Raw genomic sequence first — 17,290 nt, 5'->3', positions numbered from 1 at the left:
CACAGGTTCACACACGGCTGACCCCAAACAGACAGTTCGTGTTTTCAGCCCCGCTATCCGGTGTCCGGACAGCGGGGCTTTTTTATGCCGCCTGCGTTGGGTTGTAGCGACAGATTACTTTCTGTACACTTTATTTTAATTGAACGTTCAATTAATAAAGATCAGGTCGAACGCGATGCCGATTGTCGGAGTAAAAGACACCCGAAAGCAGCAGTTAATCGATGCCACCATGGCATCCATTGCTGAGCTGGGCCTGCAGAACACCACCATCATCTCCATCAGCCGCCGTGCCGGTATGTCATCCGGCATCATCAGTCACTATTTCGGCGGCAAGCAGGGGTTGATCGAGGCGGCACTGCGGTACCTGCTGGATCAGCTTGGTAAGGAACTGCGGGAACGCATGGCCCGCACCGATGGTTCTCCGGAGCAGCGCCTGTGTTGCATCGTGGAAGCCAATTTCTCCGAGTTCCAGCGTTCTGACCTGGCGGCGAAGACCTGGCTCAGCTTCTGGGCCCGCTCTATGCACGAGCCCGGCTTGCAGCGTCTGCAGCAGATCAACAACGCCAGACTCTACAGCAATCTGCGGTTCTCCTTTGCGCAGCGTTTGCCGAAACAGGCCGCCACCGAAGCCGCGCGCCAGATGGCCGCAATGATTGACGGATTCTGGCTGCGCAGTGCCCTGAGCATGGACCCCGAGGAAGGCTTCGCCGCAGCGGAAACGCTTTGTAAGCGATTTGCATTGAACGCGCTCAATCCAACAACGAATTCATCAGCCCAGGTTTGAACCCCATGACTGCATTGCCCCGTTATCAGAACTTCATCAACGGCCAGCCCATGGCCAACAGCTCCGGTGAAACCTTTCCAGTGGTCAACCCGGCCACCGGTGAGGTGATTTACGAAATGGAAATCGCCGATGAGACTATCCAGAAGGCTGCCATCGAAAGTGCCCAGGCGGGTTTCAAAGCCTGGTCCGCCATGACCGGCGCGCAACGCGGTCGCATTCTTCACCGTGCCGTGGCCTTGCTGCGGGAGCACAACGACGAACTGGCCGCACTGGAAGTGAAAGACACCGGCAAACCCTGGCAGGAGGCCGAGGTAGTGGATGTGGTGACCGGCGCCGACACGCTCGAATATTTTGCCGGCCTGGCGGCCTCGGTTGAGGGCAACCAGCAGGACCTGGGTGGCGATTTTTACTACACCCGCCGCGAACCTCTGGGCGTGTGTGCCGGTATCGGTGCCTGGAACTACCCGCTGCAGATTGCCTGCTGGAAGTCTGCTCCGGCGCTGGCCACCGGTAACAGCATGATTTTCAAGCCCTCCGAGGAGACCCCCATGGGGGCTCTCAAGCTGGCAGAGATATTCACCGAAGCCGGTGTGCCGGCGGGTGTATTCAACGTGGTGCAGGGGGCAGGTGAGGTCGGCGCCTGGCTGACGCATCACCCGGACATTGCCAAGGTATCGTTCACCGGGGAAGTGGGCACCGGCAAAAAGGTGATGACCGCAGCGGCCTCTACCCTGAAAGACGTGACCATGGAGCTGGGTGGCAAATCGCCACTGATTATCTTCGAAGACGCAGATATTGAAAACGCCGTTTCGGCGGCAATGCTGGGTAACTTCTATACCCAGGGCGAAGTCTGCACCAATGGCACCCGGGTTTTCGTCCACGAGGCTATCTATTCGCAATTCATGGACCGGTTGCTGGAGCGCACGCTGAGCAACATCCGCATGGGCGACCCTACCGATCCTGAGACCAATTTTGGCGCATTGATCTCGCAGAAGCACCAGCAACTGGTCCTGGACTACATCGAGAAAGGCATCGCCGAAGGCGCCACCCTCAGCCACGGTGGCAAGGCCGCAAAACCCGCATCCGCCCCTGGTGGTTACTTCGTGGAGCCTACCATTTTCACCGACTGCACCGACGACATGACCATCTGCCGCGAAGAAATTTTCGGCCCGGTGATGTCGGTCCTGACCTTCTCCGGTGAGGACGAAGTGATCGACCGTGCCAACAACACCGATACCGGCCTGGCCGCAGGCGTCTTCACCAGTGATATTCGCCGTGCCCACCGGGTAATTCATCGTATCCAGGCCGGTATCTGCTGGATCAACAGTTACGGAGCCTCACCAGCGGAAATGCCGGTGGGTGGCTACAAACTCTCCGGCGTGGGCCGCGAGAATGGCCGTGTCACGCTCGACCACTACACCCAGCTGAAGGCGGTGTATGTGGGAATGGAGGATATAGACAGCCCTTTCTAACCGGGCTGCCGGGAGTTGCGTATGAAAGAAGCGAATTACGATTACATTATTGTCGGGGCCGGGTCTGCGGGCTGTGTGCTGGCCAACCGGCTTACCGAGGATGGCCGCCACCGGGTGCTGCTGCTGGAGACCGGCGGCAGCGACAAGAGCATCTTTATCCAGATGCCGACGGCGCTATCTATCCCCATGAACACAAAAAAATACGCCTGGCAGTTCGAGACCGAGCCGGAACCCTACCTGGATAACCGCCGCATGCACTGCCCCCGGGGCAAGGTGCTGGGCGGTTCTTCCTCCATCAACGGTATGGTCTATGTGCGCGGCCACGCCCGGGATTTCGATGAATGGCAGGAACAGGGCGCCAATGGCTGGGACTATCGCCACTGTCTGCCCTATTTCCGGAAGGCGGAAACCTGGGCCTTTGGTGCGGACGAGTACCGTGGAGGCAGCGGCCCGTTAGGGGTCAATAACGGCAACAACATGCAGAACCCGCTCTACAAGGCCTTTGTGGATGCGGGTGTGGATGCGGGCTACTTTGCCACTGCGGACTACAACGGCGAGCGCCAGGAAGGCTTCGGCGCCATGCATATGACGGTTAAAAACGGCCGCCGCTGGTCCACTGCCAACGCCTACCTGCGCCCGGCCATGGCGCGGGACAACCTGATGGTGGTTACCCACGCCCTGGTGCACAAGGTATTGCTGGATGGCAAGCGGGCCACCGGCGTGCGTTATGAGAAAGACGGCAAGCTGGTGGATGTGGCCGCTTCTGAGGAAGTGATCCTGTGTGCGGGCTCCATTGGGTCCCCCCACTTGCTGCAGCTCTCCGGTATCGGTAATCGTGATGTCCTGGAGCAGGCCGACATTCCCGTCAATCACGAGCTGCCCGGTGTAGGCGGTAACCTGCAGGATCATCTGGAATTCTACTTCCAGTTTCGCTGCAAGGAGCCGGTCTCTCTCAATGGCAAGCTCGACTGGTGGAACAAGCTCAAGATCGGTGTTCGCTGGCTGCTGAAGAAGGATGGCCTGGGCGCCACCAATCACTTTGAATCCTGCGGCTTTATCCGCTCCAAAGCCGGTGTCGAGTGGCCGGACCTGCAATACCACTTTCTGCCGGCGGCCATGCGCTACGACGGTAAGGAGGCCTTCAATGGCGACGGCTTCCAGCTCCATGTTGGCCATAACAAGCCCAAGAGCCGTGGTTCAGTGTACGTCCAGTCAGCCGACCCCAGGCAGGCACCGCGTATCCTCTTCAACTACCTCCAGCACGAGGATGACCGCGAGGGCTTCCGTGACTGCGTGCGCCTCACCCGCGAAATTGTCAGCCAGCCGGCAATGGACGCTTACCGGGGACCGGAAATCCAGCCGGGTATTGACGTGCAGAGCGACGAGGAAATCGATGCCTTTGTGCGCCAGGCGGTGGAAAGCGCCTATCACCCGTCCTGTACCTGCAAGATGGGTGTAGACGACCAGGCCGTGGTGGGCCCGGATACCCGGGTGCACGGCGTGAGCGGATTGCGGGTGGTGGATTCTTCCGTCTTCCCAACCATTCCCAACGGCAACCTCAATGCCCCCACCATCATGGTGGCGGAGCGTGCCGCTGACCTTATTCGTGGCGTTGAGCCACTGAATCCGTCCACTGCCCCCGTGGCAATGGACGAGCAATGGCGAGACCGTCAGCGCCCGGGAGGCGCCAGACGCGCGCTCGCCTGACCGTATTCCGGCGGCGCAACGGCTGCCGGTTTTTTATGCAAACCATCAGGACTTACCTATCGTCGCTGCGGCTGCGAAGATCGCGCCGTCCTGAGCGCGCGATAGTTAAGTGTTGACCCGTCAACGCGGGGGTTTGTGTCCGATTCGAATGAGCTCTTGCTTCAAAGTAGAGGAGGAACACCCATGTTGTCCGATATAATAACGATTCCCTGTCCCCGGAGGTGTGTATGACACTCTGGTTATCCACAGGCCTGATCTTCACCTTTGCGGCCATCGCGCTGATCCTGTTCAAATGGTGGGACCTGAAAGTCATCGGCGTTACGCCGGTACGCACGTTCACGTTTATCGCCATTTTGTTTACCTCCGGCCTCGATGTCGGCCTGATCATGTTCCCGCTGACGGAATTCGCCGGTTACGGCGACCTTGGGGAAAGCCCTGAGTACGGGTTTGCCAACCCCCTGGCCATTGAGTTCGGTTTCTGGGCCTTCCTGATCTGGGGCTTTTACTTCCTTACCTGCTTCTATTTCTGCGTAATTGAACCGCGGGTGAAGTTCTTTGATATTCCGCTGGTGAAAGTGGTCAACAATGCAGTGATCATCGGCACTTGTGCCTTCACGGCCTTCCTGTTGCTGGTTAATCTGCCCTGGTATCTGCCGGAAATCGGCGATGGGGAAACCGTGGTACCCACTTTCTATCTGATTGTTTTTGCAGCCATTGCAGCGGCCGTGCATTCCAGCAGTAAAATCAAGTATGTGCGGATACTCAGCCTGGGTTCGAGCTGGCTGTTTATCGCCCTGATCGCGGTGATGTGGGGCCGTGCGTTCCTGACTGGCAACGGCAGTGTGGGGGACTTCTTCGGCACCGCGGGCCTGATCGGCGAGTACTTCACCAACCTCCACTACTTCATGTTGCCGTTGAACGACTACCATGAGTTTTACCTGTTCTGGTGGTTCTCCTGGAGCATCATGATCGGCCAGTTCACCGCCCGTTTTGTCAGCGGCCTGCGCACCTGGCAGCTGATGATCGCCATGCTGGTGTTTCCGTCCATTGCCATCGGTACCTGGTTTTCGGTGCTGTACCACTATCACGCCGAGGGGCTGAACATTGCCGCGTTTATCAACATTGCGATGATCACGGTGGGTATCCTGATGGTTATCAACTCACTGGATTCGCTGATACGGCTCTATACCGACAATCTGAACCTGACGGCCCGGCGCCTTGGACAGGGCAAGTACTATCTGGGCAACCTGGTTGCCATGTGCGGCCTGACCCTGCTATTCCAGTTGGACTTCCTGCGCATCCAGTGGGTCGGCGCCCTGGTGATTGCACTGTACTTCGGCTGTTTCGTCTACATTGTTACCAAGCGTCGCTCCGAAGTGATGGGCATTGAAGCCTCGCCCAAAGAGAATACACTCGACTTCAGGAAGATCGAATTAGCGAGCTAGATCGTTTCACACACCATCAGGGAAATCCGGGAGGGATTTATGTTTCTCGCTGAAAAATCGACCGGGCATATGATCGAGGTACTGGACACCAAAGAGTTGTTTGATCCCCATGAAACAACCGTGCAGGGCAGCCTGCACTTTGGTGAGGAGGCCCAGGACCCGGAAAGCTTTGAAAAAGCCGGCCTCAACTTTCCGTCCGGGGAATCCCTGCCGCTTTGCTGGACGGACCCGGATTATCGCAGAAGGTGATCCTGGCCCCGCAAAGCCATTGTACGTTGCTGACTGATCCTCATGTTTGATGGTATGAGCTATACCGATCTGGCAGGCCAGATTGTCAGCCTGATTGCGCTGGGGTTCTGTATTGTCGGCTTTGCCAGCAAGCGGGATGACCGCCTGATGGTGCTGCTGATCTCCGCGAATGTGGCCTTTGCGCTGCAGTTCGCGCTGTTCGGCAGTTGGACAGCGGCGGTGCTGAGTTTGCTGGTGATCGGTCGCATCATGCTGGCCCGGCGCTATCTGGGCAACTGGAAGGTAATGCTGGCGGTACTGGCGGTGAACCTGGTGGCGGCCGTGCTGACCTGGCGCAGCCCGGTGGATTACTTCGCCATAGCCGCTGCCATCTTCGGGACCGTGGGCATGTTCATGCTCAGGGGCATTCCCATGCGGCTGATGCTCGCGGCCGCCGCCATTGCCTGGATGCTGAATAACATCTTTATCGGGTCGGTGGGTGGTACGCTGGCGGAGGGCATGGTGGTGGTCACCAACTTCATCACCATCTACCGGCTTGCCCGGATGAAACGCCGGTATCCGGAAGTCTTTGAAAACCAAAAGGAGTCCGGTTCATAGCCGAGATGGATGGCTCTGGTGAAAAGATCGATTGAAGGGATTTTCTCTGCGGGGTGTAGAGGTTCGGAAAAGGGAGAGCAATATGGAACAGATCTTTTTCGGTGGGTGGTCGAGCCTGATTCGCACGCTGGTTGTGGGGGTGTTGGCTTACGTGGTGCTGGTGGTGTTCCTGCGCATCTCCGGCAACCGGACTCTTTCGAAGCTCAACGCCTTCGATTTGATCGTAACGGTGGCCCTGGGTTCAACGTTGGCGACCGTGTTGCTGTCCAAGAGTGTTCCGCTGGCAGATGGTGTGCTGGCGTTTGCCCTGCTGATCGGCCTCCAGCTTGTCGTCACCTGGACAAGCGTTCGCACGCAATGGTTCCGGCGTATTCTTACGGGGGAACCGCAGCTGCTACTGTACCGGGGCGAGTTCATGCCAGCGGCGCTGCGCAAGGCGCGGGTGACGGAGGATGAAGTACGCTCCGCCGTCCGTTCATCGGGTGTTCTGGCCCTGGAGGGCGTAGAAGCCGTCGTGCTGGAGACAGATGGCTCACTAAGTGTTGTCCAGGGTGGCTCGCAAGCCGGGTCGTCAAGCCTTGAGGATGTGCAGGGGCGGCCTTAGAGGCGGGCGCGTTCGAACCCCTTCAGTACGTTCACCACATTCACCCCAATGGCATCCACATCGTAACCGCCTTCCATGGTAAACAGCGTGGGCAGGTTCAGTTGCGCCAGCCGCTCCCCCATCAGCAGGTAATCCGCGGACGTCAGTTTGAAGAAGGAAATCGGATCGTCCTCGAAGGTGTCCACGCCCAGGGCGATCACCAGAGCGTCTGGTTGATAGGCTGTGATCCTGGCGCAGGCGGTTTCCAGTCCCTTGCGCCAGACCGAAAAAGGCGTGCCGGGCGGATAGACGATGTTCAGATTAAAACCCTCACCGACGCCTTCTCCCCTCTCGTCCTCTAACCCCAGGAAATGGGGGAACACCAGGTCCGGGTCGCCGTGCAGGCTGATGGTCATCACATCGTCCCGCAAGTAGAAAATGCTCTGGGTGCCGTTACCGTGGTGGAAATCCACATCCAGCACGGCCACCCGTTTGGCGCCCTGGTCGCGGAAGGCCTGGGCGGATATGGCAGCGTTGTTGAAGAAGCAGTAACCGCCCAACAGGTCAGCGTGGGCATGGTGACCGGGCGGGCGGCACAGTGCGAAGGCCGCAGGCTCGCCGTTGGCCACCAGCGCCTGTGCGGTCAGTGCGACATCGGCAGAAGCACAGGCGGCTTCCCAGGTGCCCTCCGTGATCGATGTATCGGCGGTAAAACTGTAATAGCCCAGGCGGCCATCAATGTCTTTCGGTACCCGGTGCCGCATGCCACGGCCGGGCCAGACAGCGGGAATGGCTTCACCGGGCTTACCCTCGGCAGTCCAGTCTGCCCAGCAGGTCCTGAGGAAGTCCACATAGTCCTGGGTATGCACACGCAGCACCGGGCCCAGACCGAATTCCCGGGGTGCGAGAACCTCTCCCAACTGTTCCTGTTTCACCCGGCCCAGTATGGTCTCGGCACGTGACGGCTTCTCATGGGGCGAGATCAGGACGCCCCCGTCGAGCTCTGTTGTAGCCGTGCGGCGGTTGTGCAACGGCGAGAAAACGGTTTTCATGTGAAGGTAACCCGTGTTGATGTCAGTGGCTCAGGTGTTTTTGGGATGCTGACAGTATATGGCCCAACACACCAAACAACGAATCCAGTGACAGGAAACATTCATGAAAATCGCTGTCTTTTGTGGCTCCAGCCGGGGCAATGACCAACGCTTTGCCGAGGCCGCCGAAGAGTTCGGCAATTATATGGCCAACCAGGGTATGGACTTGGTGTTCGGTGGCGGTAAGGTAGGTCTGATGGGCGTGGTGGCCGATGCGGTGCTGGCCGGTGGCCGCGAGGTGTACGGCGTTATCCCCGAATCCCTCCGTGACCGGGAACTGGCCCACCAGGGCCTCACCAGGCTGGATGTGGTGGCCTCCATGCACGAGCGCAAGGCACTGATGGCGGACATGGCCGATGCGTTCGTGGCCCTGCCTGGCGGCCCTGGCACCATGGACGAGATCTTCGAAGCCTGGACCTGGGGCCAGCTCGGCTATCACAACAAACCCTGCGCGTTTTACAACGTAGACGGCTACTACGACGAGTTGCTGGCTTTCATCCGCAAGATGTCCGGCACTGGCTTCCTCAAGCCCGAGTACGCGGCGATGGTGATTGTGGAGCAACAACCGGAAGCCCTGATCTCTGCCCTGAAGAACTATAAGCCACCAGCCCGTAAATGGTCGTAAAGCCTCTGTCGGCTCAGGTCTTCCGCGGCCAGTGAGCGTGAAGTAACGCAGAGTGCACCGCACGCGGCACCGAGTTGAAGGCAGGTTTGCAGGCTTTGGCCTTCCAGGTAGCCCATCAGAAAACCACTGAAGAAGGCATCGCCGGCGCCGTTGGTGTCCCGCACCTCTTCGACCGGAAACGCCGGCTGCTCCAGCCAGCCCCCATTCCGGTCGTGCAGGGTGGCGCCGTCAGCGCCATGGGTGCAAACCACCAACTCCTTACCCTCATCGATCATCATTTCCATAAACCCGCGATACTCCGCCAGGTTGTCACTGGACAGAAAGATCACGCTGGCCGCATCAATAAACGGCTGGTGATGGGGGTTCTGGCCATCGTAATCGTGCAGGTCGATCCACACGGGTCTGCCCGCGTTCTGGGCTAACGCCAGGGCCGGCTTGGCATAGCCAAGGATATTGACCACTACCAGCTCACAGTGCTCCATGGCAGAGCGCACTGGAGCCCAGTCAACCGTGGCCGGCTCGGCAGGTGGCTGAACAAACAGGGACACCCGTCCGCCGTGTGGGTCCATCAGATTCACGTGCTGCTCGGTGGGAGTATCGGTGGTTTCAACCAACAACTCGATTCCGGGGCGGCGCAGGGCGGTACTTGCGAAGCCCGCCTCCTGGTCCCGCCCCAGAAGGGAATGCAGTGTAACCGGCCGCCCCAGAGCTGACAGGTTAAGGGCCTTGCCGGCGCCGGTACTGCCCAGGGTTCTGTAACTGTCGTTGGGCCAGATGGTCTGCGGCACAGGCTGTGGCAGTGCATCAAGCTGGATCACGGTGTCCACGGAGACACCACCGATGATCAGTATGGGTTTGTTCATGAGTCCGGAGCCTTGACGAAAAGATCCGATAATCCTACCCACTATTCCATCGGCCCGGCTCCTCCCCGTGGCTACGCCCCTGGGTGTACTTGTACCCGGAGTTATACGAACGCGTTGGTGTAATACGCTCTTATGTTTCTCTCAGGGCAGGCTCAAGTCCAAGGTGATCAACAAAAGGGATAAAGTCGTGATCCAGGAACAACAGGGGTAGCTCCTTTTCTATGCAAAATGTCGCGATGATCACATCGGCAGACTTTCTGATCGTGATGCACCTTTTACCAAGTGCTCGATAATTGTCGGCGCACTTGGCTGCCATATCTTTGCCAAACACTTCATACTGTTCCAGCGTGAGAAGGCTTTGTTTGGTCTGACGATATTGTTTGTCGTTACGGATGCCTTGCAGGATTTCCAGAAATATGAGGTCTCCTATAGCGGCAGATCCCTGGACTATCGAGGCATCCAGCAAGTCAGTTTGCGGGTTTTTGACTCCGTTGAAGTAGTCGATCCAGACGCTGGTATCCACCAGTATCATCGGGAGCTTCGCATTTCACCCAGGTCGCCTTCCCAGTTGATTTTGCCTCGCAGCTTTCGAATCTCCTGCTGCTTGCTCAGTTGGACCAGAAGTCTCAGGCCTTGCTCAACGGCTTCTTTTTTGGTTTCGTAGCCAGAGGCTTTGAGGGCTTCGGCCATCAACTGATCGTCAATGACAATGTTCGTTCTCATGGTGTACCTATGTGTATGATTTCCCGTTTCTATACACAATCTAGCACTTCGGGGAAAACATAACAATCGGCTGCCCAGCGACCGATTTTCCGCCGCTTCGCGGCTCCTGTTCCGTTATCGAGGAGAAGCCCTTGCGCCTTGTTTGGACACTATTTCTGGTTCTGGGCGCCCTTTGGATGACAGGGTACGCCCACTGGCAGATATATCGTCAGATAACGTCTCTTCCCCAGCGTTGGCTTGGCCACATACTGCTCACTGTTGTGGCGGCCAGCTTTGCGTGGGTTGTCTCAGCCGTCTACATGGGCGCTGAAGAGGGCGGCGGTCTGGCGGCGTTTCTAACCGCTTTTGGGGTGGCCCACATGCCGCCGGGCATCGTGTTGTTCCTGAAACAACAGGAAAAGCGGTAAATACCCCCTGAATTTCGCCGGCTTTGGAGTTATGAAGAAATAAGCATGACCATCCCTGTGAAGAATATAACGGACCCCGACATCTCCTGCTCGAATTGTGAAGCCTGTTGCTGTCGTCTGGAAGTCATGATCATCTCCGACACAGGTGTTCCCGCACGGCATATTGCGGTGGATAAATGGGGAGGGGAAACCATGCTGAGGCTGGAAGATGGCTGGTGCTCGGCGATAGATCGGGAGACGTTTATGTGTACGATTTATGAAAACCGGCCGTGGGTTTGTCGGGAGTTTGAAATGGGCTCGGCTGAATGCCGGGAGGAACGAGCAGCGTTGCCCCTGGGTAATGGGGATGACTCTGAGCTGTTATGGCGTAAAACTGCACACTCCGGCACCAACAACTGACCGAAGCGGCGGCGGATTCGCCGTATTGGGCCAATTTCCACTTTTCCTGTACTGGGCTATTCTCAAACCACTGGTGTGGTATACCACGCTAAAATTTTAATAAAAACAACAACAGTCGGTGCAAGGGTAGTTATGAGTAAACAGCATGTAGATGTACTGATTATCGGTGCCGGCGTATCCGGCATTGGTATGGCCTGTCACCTCAAGCGTGAGTGCCCGGGCAAGTCGTTCACCATTCTTGAGCGCCGGCAGTCCCTGGGTGGTACCTGGGACCTTTTCCGTTATCCCGGTATCCGCTCTGATTCTGACATGTACACCTTCGGCTACAATTTCCGCCCCTGGACCAGTGGCAAGGTGCTGGCCGATGGCCCCTCTATCAAACGGTACGTAAGTGACACTGCCGCGGAAAACGACATCGACAAACATATCCGGTATGGGATGGCGGTCAAACGTGCAGAATGGTCCGCTACCGACAAGTGCTGGACAGTGACGGCGGTGCAAGAGGCAAGCGGTGAATCCCTCACTTTTACCGCCAGCTTCATGATCGGCTGCACGGGTTATTACAATTATGACGCCGGCTACAAGCCGGACTTTCCCGGCGAGGACAGTTTCAAGGGCCGGATTGTGCACCCTCAGCACTGGCCGGAGAACCTGGATTATGCCGGCAAGCGTGTGGTGGTTATTGGCAGCGGTGCCACGGCCATTACACTGGTCCCCACCATGGCGGAAGAAGCTGAACACGTCACCATGTTGCAGCGCTCGCCCTCCTATCTGATGCCGCTGCCGTCAAACGACAAGGTAGCGATGTTCTTCCAGAAAATGCTGCCTGCCCAATCTGCCTATCGCCTTACCCGGGCGCGGAACGTTGCTGTGGCCCGCTTTCTCTATAACCGTTCGCGCAAGAATCCGGGAATCATGCGCCGGTTGATGCTGGGCCTGGTGCGCCGGCAACTGGATGGCAAGGCCGACATGAGCCACTTCTCCCCCAGTTACAATCCCTGGGACCAGCGTCTGTGTGTGGTCAAGGATGGGGATCTGTTCGGGTCCATTCGCGCGGGCAAGGCGTCGGTTGTGACGGACCATATCGAGAGCTTTACCGAGCAGGGCATCCGGCTTAAATCCGGGCAGGAGCTGAAGGCCGATATCATCATTCCGGCCACGGGGCTGGAGATCCAGATGCTTGGAGGGATGGACCTGATGGTTGATGGCCAGCCCGTGGTGCTGCGGGACAAGGTCATCTACAAGAATGTGATGGTCGAGGGTGTACCCAATGCCGGCATGATTTTCGGTTACACCAATATTTCCTGGACCCTGAAGGTCGACATTGCCGCAGAGTACCTGTGTCGACTGCTGAACTACATGGACGCCCAGAACAACCGGGTCTGCGTGCCCAGGGATACCGGCGACAGCCGCGGCGAGGGAACGGTGATGGGCGGCCTGGATTCCGGTTACATTCGCCGTGCAGATGATCGTCTGCCACGCCAGGGCACCCATGGCCCCTGGAAGGTCACCCAGAACTACATGGCAGATGTGAAAACCCTGAGATTCGGGCCGATTGAAGACGGTTATCTGGAATTCGATGGTATCCGGCCAGTGGCACATGATGGCAGCCAGGCGGGCTTTCTACGGCCGCTCAAGTCTGCCCTGTTTGGCTCCTGACGCCGGCCGGCCCCTTCGGTCACATTTGGAAGTACACTTTGTCCGGATTCTATGGCAGGCTCGTTTCTCGTTTTTGAACAGGCAAAGAAGTATGTCCGGCAGTAAGAACAAGAACAACAGGCCTTTGTGGCATCCCGCATTCTGGCCATCCTGGTTTCTGGTATTCACGCTGTATCTGCTAGCCCTGCTGCCGATGCCGGTCAAGCAGCGCCTTGGGCGGCGGCTGGGCTGTTTTCTGGAAGGCAGGCTGAAATCCAGGGCCAGGGTGGCCAATACCAACATTGCTACCTGTTTTCCTGAACTGGACGCAGCGGCCCGGGAACAACTGGTTCAGGACAATTTTGTTGCCTGTACCCGTGGCTTCCTGGAAAGCATCCACGCCTGGTGGCGGGATATGTCGGGCTATTGTGAGCAGGCGGAAGTACACGGGCTGGAGCACCTGAAAGAAGCCCAGGCCAGGGGTAAGGGTGTTCTGTTGATTGGCGGGCATTACAGCATTTTCGATTTTGCCTTGCCGTTGATTGCCTGCCACCTGAAAAAACCCGGTTACATGTACCGTCCCAACAACAATCCGGTCATCGATCGCATGATCGAGAACGGCCGCCGGCGTCATTTCGGTATCCGGCCCTTTACCAAGCGTGAGTTGCGGCCGCTGGTGTCGTTCCTGAAAAAAGGCGGTGAAGTCTGGTTCGCCTGCGACCAGGATTTTGGCAAGAAGACCGAGCTTTTCGTGCCGTTCTTCGGCACCGAGGCCGGATGTATTACCTCTCCCAGTTACATTGCCAAAGTATCCGGCGCGTCGGTCGTTTGTGTAAGCCACCTGCGAATGCCGGATGGCAACTACCGGGTTACCTTCTCCCCGATACAGGAGGAGTTTGGCGCGGACAAGCAAATTGATACGGAGATCTGGAGCCGTTACATCGAGGAGACCATCCGCGAACAGCCAGACCAGTATCTGTGGTTGCATAAACGCTTCAAAACCCGTCCCGAGGGTGCTGCGAAAGTCTATTGAGGCCGGGAAATTCTCAGCATGCTGACCTATGCTCTAGGGACGTTATTCCAACAATAGGAAAGTCCAATGTTTGCAGGATTCAAGCGGCTGATCTTGATGGTAGTGCTGAGCCTTCCCCTGTCTGTGATGGCTGCCGAGGGTATGGTGGCGATAAAAAGCAACCACAGCACCGAAGCCACGGCAGACAAGCTGGAGGCGGTGCTTGAAGAAAAAGGCATGACTGTGATGAACCGTATCAATCATGCCGAAGGTGCCAAAAAAGCGGGGCTGGAATTGAGATCCACGGAAGTGGTGATTTTCGGGAACCCGAAAGTAGGCACGCCGCTGATGCAGTGCGCCCAGAGCGTCGCCATTGATCTGCCGCAGAAAGCGCTGATCTGGGAGGACAGCGAAGGGGTTGTCTGGCTTGGCTACAACGACCCCGAGTACCTCAAGCAGCGCCATGATATTGAGGGCTGCGACGAGGTTATCGAGAAAGTGAAGGGCGCGCTCGCAAACTTTGCCAAAGCGGCCACGGAATGAGTCCCGCCGCCATGGCTGGCGGGACATCCGGTGTTGTCAGGGGCGGGGGCCCATCATGCGTTCCAGAGCCTGCGGATTGGGCAGGCCCTGTACCATTGTGATTTTCCCGTCCTCTCCCCTATAGAGGGTGCTGGGTGTTGCCTGAAGGCCCAGTTCCTGCATCAGGCTGTTGTTGGCTTTTACCTCAAGATGAGCCGCGCTCACGCGCTTCCGGTCTACCTCAATCCCGCCCTTCTCGAAGGACGCCTGGTGCTTCTGCATAGCCGATTCGGGGTTTTCGCTGCCGAGAATGGTGGCTGCTTTGGTCAGGCTGTCTTCTTTGAGAATGCCTACCATGATGTGGCGCAGCTGTACCTTGCCGGCCTCGATCCAGGGCTCGGCCTGCTGGCGGAAGCGATGACAATAAGGGCAGTTGGGATCGGTGAAGGTGTAGATGACCGTGTCTGCGTTTTTATCCCCGTCCCGGACCCAGTTGCTCTCCTCCAGTTCCGGCCAGGCGCTTTCGAACTTCGGCCCCACGACAAGCTCCTGGATACTGGCCTCGCTCAGGTTGTTGCCGTCCTTGTCCATCATCGTGCCCACAATCACGTGGTCGCCATCAGGCGTCAGATAGAATGCAAGGGAACGCCCCCGCATTTCACCAACATAGCCGGTTAAGCCACCGGGCGCGTCAAAGCTTTCTATAACCTCCACGCCCTGTTGTTCCAGGTTCTGAATTGCCGGTGGAAGGTCTTCGGCCTGAGCACTGGTTGCAATAACCGCGGTGGATAGCAATGCACAGTGCATGACTCGTTTCAGGGAGTTCAGGGTCATTGGGTTACCTCTTGCGACGGTACATGTTCGGAATGGTTGGCCTCGAAGCGTTCAAGACCTCGGGCCAGGCTGGCTTTTGAGAGTTCTCCCATGTGGCTGTCCACGAGTTTGCCCTGGGCGTTATAGAACAGCGTGGTTGGCAGACCCTGGCTGCCGATAGCGCGACCGAAGCCACCCTGCCGATCGCTGAGCACATGGTCCAGATCCAGGTTCTGCTCACTCAGAAAGTGATTGATGGTTTCGGGGTGCTCGCCCTGGTTGGCAAAGACAAAGTTGATTCCCGGGTAGCGGTTCTGGGCTTCCTCCAGTACCGGCATTTCGCGAATGCAGGGCGGGCACCAGGTAGCCCAGAGGTTTACGACGGTGGGCTGTTTCTGAGTAAGGGAGTCCAGATCGACTGGTTGTTCCTTCAGGTCGGTCAGGGCCACGTCGGGCAGGCCCTGGGTCTGGTTGTCGATCAAGGCAATCACGCCGCCGGTGAAGCCCCAGGTCATCAGGCCTGCCGCCACAGCGAACCCCAGCGGTCGTCGGATGTTGGTGCGCCGCCATAGCAGGTAACTGGTGAAACCCAGCGCCACCACCAGTCCAGAGACCACATCGAAGCCACCATCGCGAATATCGATGATGCCCAGCCAGTCGTCCTGATAGTGTTCAAAGTAACGCACTACAAAGCCGATCCGTGCCGCTAACATAGCGACGAGGAAAATATCGGCCAGCGCGCCGGATATGGGGAGGTTTTCCTTACGGCCAGCCAATGCCCCGACAAGCAAGGCAACAACAAAAGCCAGAATCAGTAACAGGTGTCCAATGGAAAGGCTGAAGGGACCGACGCCTACACTGAGCATGGCTTCTCCGCTTATCGGGGGATTTTGATGACTGTATGGCGCCTAGTGACCCTTGAAATGGCCGGGAGTTCCATCTGTTTGCGTTGGAGTCAGAATCCGATGGCAATGCTGGCGGTTGCAGTGTGGCGATCATAGCGGTAGCGATCGATGTTGCTGTCATTATCCGTGCGATCGACATCCACGCTCACAGAGGTGTGGCCTGAAACGCGGTAGGTGGTGCCGACCGAGAGAGTGTAGCGCTTGTCTTCGCGACGTATTGTCTGTGTGCCTTCGGGAATGTGCAGCTGATGTGGCGTGCGATAGTAACTGAAGCGGAAGCCGGCGCCTGCTTCAACCGTCAGTTTGTCGGTGAGGCCATAGCCAACGCTTGCGTCAAGGCCATGTCGTTGCGGCGACACACTGAAGAATTCGCTTCTGGTCTCCAGGTTGTCGCGATCATTGTATTCGGCCCGGTACCTAAGTTTCCCGGACCAGTTTCCGGGGCGGACCCGGTATTGGGCGTCCAGCCGATACATCTCGCCCTGATAGGCTTCGAACCCCGGCTCGGGAAATACCCGGGCAGCCTCGGCCTTGATCTGGCACCGTGAGCCCGGCCCGGGACAGTCGCGGGTGGTCAGACCCGCCATGAGCTTGGCCCGGCGTTCACGGGATCGGCGGTCCTGCCAGATATAGTCGCCGCCAAGGCCGAGACTGACGTGCCCGGGGCCGGTTTGCTGGACCCATCTTGCTTCCGCCTGAACCACCTGAATATCAAAGTCATGTTCGGAGGGGTATTGCCGGGAAAAAAACTTCAAATCCGAGCGAAGTCCCGCCATGGCATCGCCGTGCAGGTAATAGGAAGCGGCGGCGAGTGCTTCTATAAAACCACTGTCCAGCTTTTCCGGAGCGGTGTCCGGGAACAGGGCGACATTGTCCTCATAACCCCCGCCTACGGAAATCAGCCCGGCCCAACGCTTTTTGGCCACTGCCCTGGGCGTTGCCGGATCGAGACGTTCGAGCTGTCGGGTGGCAAGGGATAACAGGTTATCGTCGGGGGCGGAGGCAAGTACCGCCCGGAAGGCCTCTTCCGCCGCGGGACGGTTTTCCCGGGCCAGTGCGGTAAGGCCGATGTTGTAATAGGCGAGTGCTTTCTGGCGGGTGGGGATAAGCTGCCGGAAGGTTTGTTCTGCTTTTTCGTACTGCCCGAGCTTGTAGTACACCACACCGAGATTGTAGCTGAGCGAGCGCGAGTTCAGACCCTGTTCGGCTGCGGACTCAAGATAGCGGCGCGCCTTGTCCAGCTCGCCGTCATTGAAAGCCTGAACGCCGGCCTGGAAGTGGGCTTTTGCCTCTGGTGTCTTTCCCTGAACACTGGTTGTCGAAAGGGCCACACACACAAGCAGGGCCACTGGCAGAAACCTGCGCAAATACTCTCTCCGGAATGGTCTGAACTCGAACTCAGAGTATAACAGTCATTGGATGGGCCAGTGCCAGCCCGGAGGCGGTAACTGTGAC

20 protein-coding genes are annotated in these 17,290 nt (G+C 57.8%); 13 read left to right on the top strand and 7 right to left on the bottom strand.

The window, feature by feature from the left end; genetic code table 11:
- Positions 1-175: 175 nt before the first annotated feature.
- The 7 genes from betI (at position 176) to FO268_RS07160 (ending at position 6,858) form a co-directional block, all read left to right on the top strand.
- Positions 176-784 (top strand): transcriptional regulator BetI, encoded by a 609-nt coding sequence (gene betI, locus FO268_RS07190; protein WP_150991141.1) that lies wholly within the window; start codon positions 176-178, stop codon positions 782-784.
- A gap of 5 nt (positions 785-789) precedes the next feature.
- A complete protein-coding gene (gene betB, locus FO268_RS07185) occupies positions 790-2,256 on the top strand; it encodes a betaine-aldehyde dehydrogenase (RefSeq protein ID WP_150991139.1) in 1,467 nt (488 codons plus the stop codon).
- A 21-nt stretch (positions 2,257-2,277) separates the two neighbouring features.
- On the top strand, positions 2,278-3,963 hold the full coding sequence (betA, locus tag FO268_RS07180; RefSeq protein WP_150991137.1) for a choline dehydrogenase: 1,686 nt from the start codon (positions 2,278-2,280) through the stop codon (positions 3,961-3,963).
- A gap of 227 nt (positions 3,964-4,190) precedes the next feature.
- Positions 4,191-5,408, top strand: a complete 1,218-nt coding sequence (locus tag FO268_RS07175) for a BCCT family transporter (protein ID WP_150991135.1) — start codon at positions 4,191-4,193, stop codon at positions 5,406-5,408.
- Positions 5,409-5,447: 39 nt separating this feature from the next.
- Entirely contained in the window at positions 5,448-5,657 is a 210-nt protein-coding gene (locus FO268_RS07170) for an acetyltransferase (RefSeq protein ID WP_150991133.1), read from the top strand.
- Between the two features lie 42 nt (positions 5,658-5,699).
- Positions 5,700-6,254 carry a YgjV family protein gene (locus FO268_RS07165; protein ID WP_150991131.1) on the top strand — a complete coding sequence of 185 codons (555 nt, stop codon included), beginning with the start codon at positions 5,700-5,702 and terminating at the stop codon, positions 6,252-6,254.
- Between the two features lie 82 nt (positions 6,255-6,336).
- Positions 6,337-6,858 (top strand): DUF421 domain-containing protein, encoded by a 522-nt coding sequence (locus FO268_RS07160; protein ID WP_150991129.1) that lies wholly within the window; start codon positions 6,337-6,339, stop codon positions 6,856-6,858.
- On the opposite strand, the gene FO268_RS07155 is transcribed toward FO268_RS07160, so the two are convergent.
- Positions 6,855-7,889 carry a histone deacetylase family protein gene (locus FO268_RS07155; RefSeq protein WP_150991127.1) on the bottom strand — a complete coding sequence of 345 codons (1,035 nt, stop codon included), beginning with the start codon at positions 7,887-7,889 and terminating at the stop codon, positions 6,855-6,857. The genes FO268_RS07160 and FO268_RS07155 overlap by 4 nt on opposite strands.
- Before the next feature lie 103 nt (positions 7,890-7,992).
- On the opposite strand from FO268_RS07155, the gene FO268_RS07150 reads away from it, so the two are divergent.
- Positions 7,993-8,553 carry an LOG family protein gene (locus FO268_RS07150; protein WP_150991125.1) on the top strand — a complete coding sequence of 187 codons (561 nt, stop codon included), beginning with the start codon at positions 7,993-7,995 and terminating at the stop codon, positions 8,551-8,553.
- Here the strand turns inward: FO268_RS07150 and FO268_RS07145 are convergent.
- The 3 genes from FO268_RS07145 to FO268_RS07135 all read right to left on the bottom strand — a co-directional run bounded on the left by FO268_RS07145 (position 8,523) and on the right by FO268_RS07135 (position 10,139).
- Positions 8,523-9,416: a carbohydrate kinase family protein gene (locus FO268_RS07145; protein ID WP_150991123.1), complete on the bottom strand. Its 894-nt coding sequence runs from the start codon at positions 9,414-9,416 to the stop codon at positions 8,523-8,525. The genes FO268_RS07150 and FO268_RS07145 overlap by 31 nt on opposite strands.
- Before the next feature lie 130 nt (positions 9,417-9,546).
- Positions 9,547-9,948: a type II toxin-antitoxin system VapC family toxin gene (gene vapC / locus FO268_RS07140; RefSeq protein ID WP_150991121.1), complete on the bottom strand. Its 402-nt coding sequence runs from the start codon at positions 9,946-9,948 to the stop codon at positions 9,547-9,549.
- Entirely contained in the window at positions 9,945-10,139 is a 195-nt protein-coding gene (locus tag FO268_RS07135; RefSeq protein ID WP_150991119.1) for a type II toxin-antitoxin system VapB family antitoxin, read from the bottom strand. The genes vapC and FO268_RS07135 overlap by 4 nt, the downstream gene beginning before the upstream one ends.
- Positions 10,140-10,270: 131 nt before the next feature.
- On the opposite strand from FO268_RS07135, the gene FO268_RS07130 reads away from it, so the two are divergent.
- The 5 genes from FO268_RS07130 to FO268_RS07110 all read left to right on the top strand — a co-directional run bounded on the left by FO268_RS07130 (position 10,271) and on the right by FO268_RS07110 (position 14,138).
- Positions 10,271-10,546 carry a hypothetical protein gene (locus FO268_RS07130; RefSeq protein ID WP_150991117.1) on the top strand — a complete coding sequence of 92 codons (276 nt, stop codon included), beginning with the start codon at positions 10,271-10,273 and terminating at the stop codon, positions 10,544-10,546.
- A 45-nt stretch (positions 10,547-10,591) separates the two neighbouring features.
- On the top strand, positions 10,592-10,945 hold the full coding sequence (locus tag FO268_RS07125) for a YkgJ family cysteine cluster protein (protein ID WP_150991115.1): 354 nt from the start codon (positions 10,592-10,594) through the stop codon (positions 10,943-10,945).
- A gap of 132 nt (positions 10,946-11,077) precedes the next feature.
- The gene (locus tag FO268_RS07120) at positions 11,078-12,604 is read left to right on the top strand and encodes a flavin-containing monooxygenase (RefSeq protein WP_150991113.1); all 1,527 of its coding nucleotides are present in this window, start codon (positions 11,078-11,080) and stop codon (positions 12,602-12,604) included.
- A gap of 91 nt (positions 12,605-12,695) precedes the next feature.
- On the top strand, positions 12,696-13,616 hold the full coding sequence (locus tag FO268_RS07115) for a lysophospholipid acyltransferase family protein (protein ID WP_150991111.1): 921 nt from the start codon (positions 12,696-12,698) through the stop codon (positions 13,614-13,616).
- A 66-nt stretch (positions 13,617-13,682) separates the two neighbouring features.
- A complete protein-coding gene (locus FO268_RS07110) occupies positions 13,683-14,138 on the top strand; it encodes a DUF302 domain-containing protein (protein WP_150991109.1) in 456 nt (151 codons plus the stop codon).
- A gap of 36 nt (positions 14,139-14,174) precedes the next feature.
- Here the strand turns inward: FO268_RS07110 and dsbG are convergent, their stop codons facing one another.
- The 3 genes from dsbG to FO268_RS07095 all read right to left on the bottom strand — a co-directional run bounded on the left by dsbG (position 14,175) and on the right by FO268_RS07095 (position 17,202).
- On the bottom strand, positions 14,175-14,951 hold the full coding sequence (dsbG, locus tag FO268_RS07105) for a thiol:disulfide interchange protein DsbG (protein ID WP_150991107.1): 777 nt from the start codon (positions 14,949-14,951) through the stop codon (positions 14,175-14,177).
- Positions 14,948-15,796 (bottom strand): TlpA disulfide reductase family protein, encoded by an 849-nt coding sequence (locus FO268_RS07100; RefSeq protein WP_150991105.1) that lies wholly within the window; start codon positions 15,794-15,796, stop codon positions 14,948-14,950. Before FO268_RS07100 ends, dsbG begins: the two co-directional genes overlap by 4 nt.
- A gap of 89 nt (positions 15,797-15,885) precedes the next feature.
- Positions 15,886-17,202 (bottom strand): tetratricopeptide repeat protein, encoded by a 1,317-nt coding sequence (locus FO268_RS07095; protein ID WP_191966877.1) that lies wholly within the window; start codon positions 17,200-17,202, stop codon positions 15,886-15,888.
- Positions 17,203-17,290 lie beyond the last annotated feature (88 nt).

Source organism: Marinobacter denitrificans (genome assembly GCF_008795955.1).
GTDB lineage: Bacteria > Pseudomonadota > Gammaproteobacteria > Pseudomonadales > Oleiphilaceae > Marinobacter > Marinobacter denitrificans.
The sequence above is the reverse complement of the archived record's forward strand: the minus strand, read 5'-3'. Positions and strand labels throughout refer to the sequence as shown.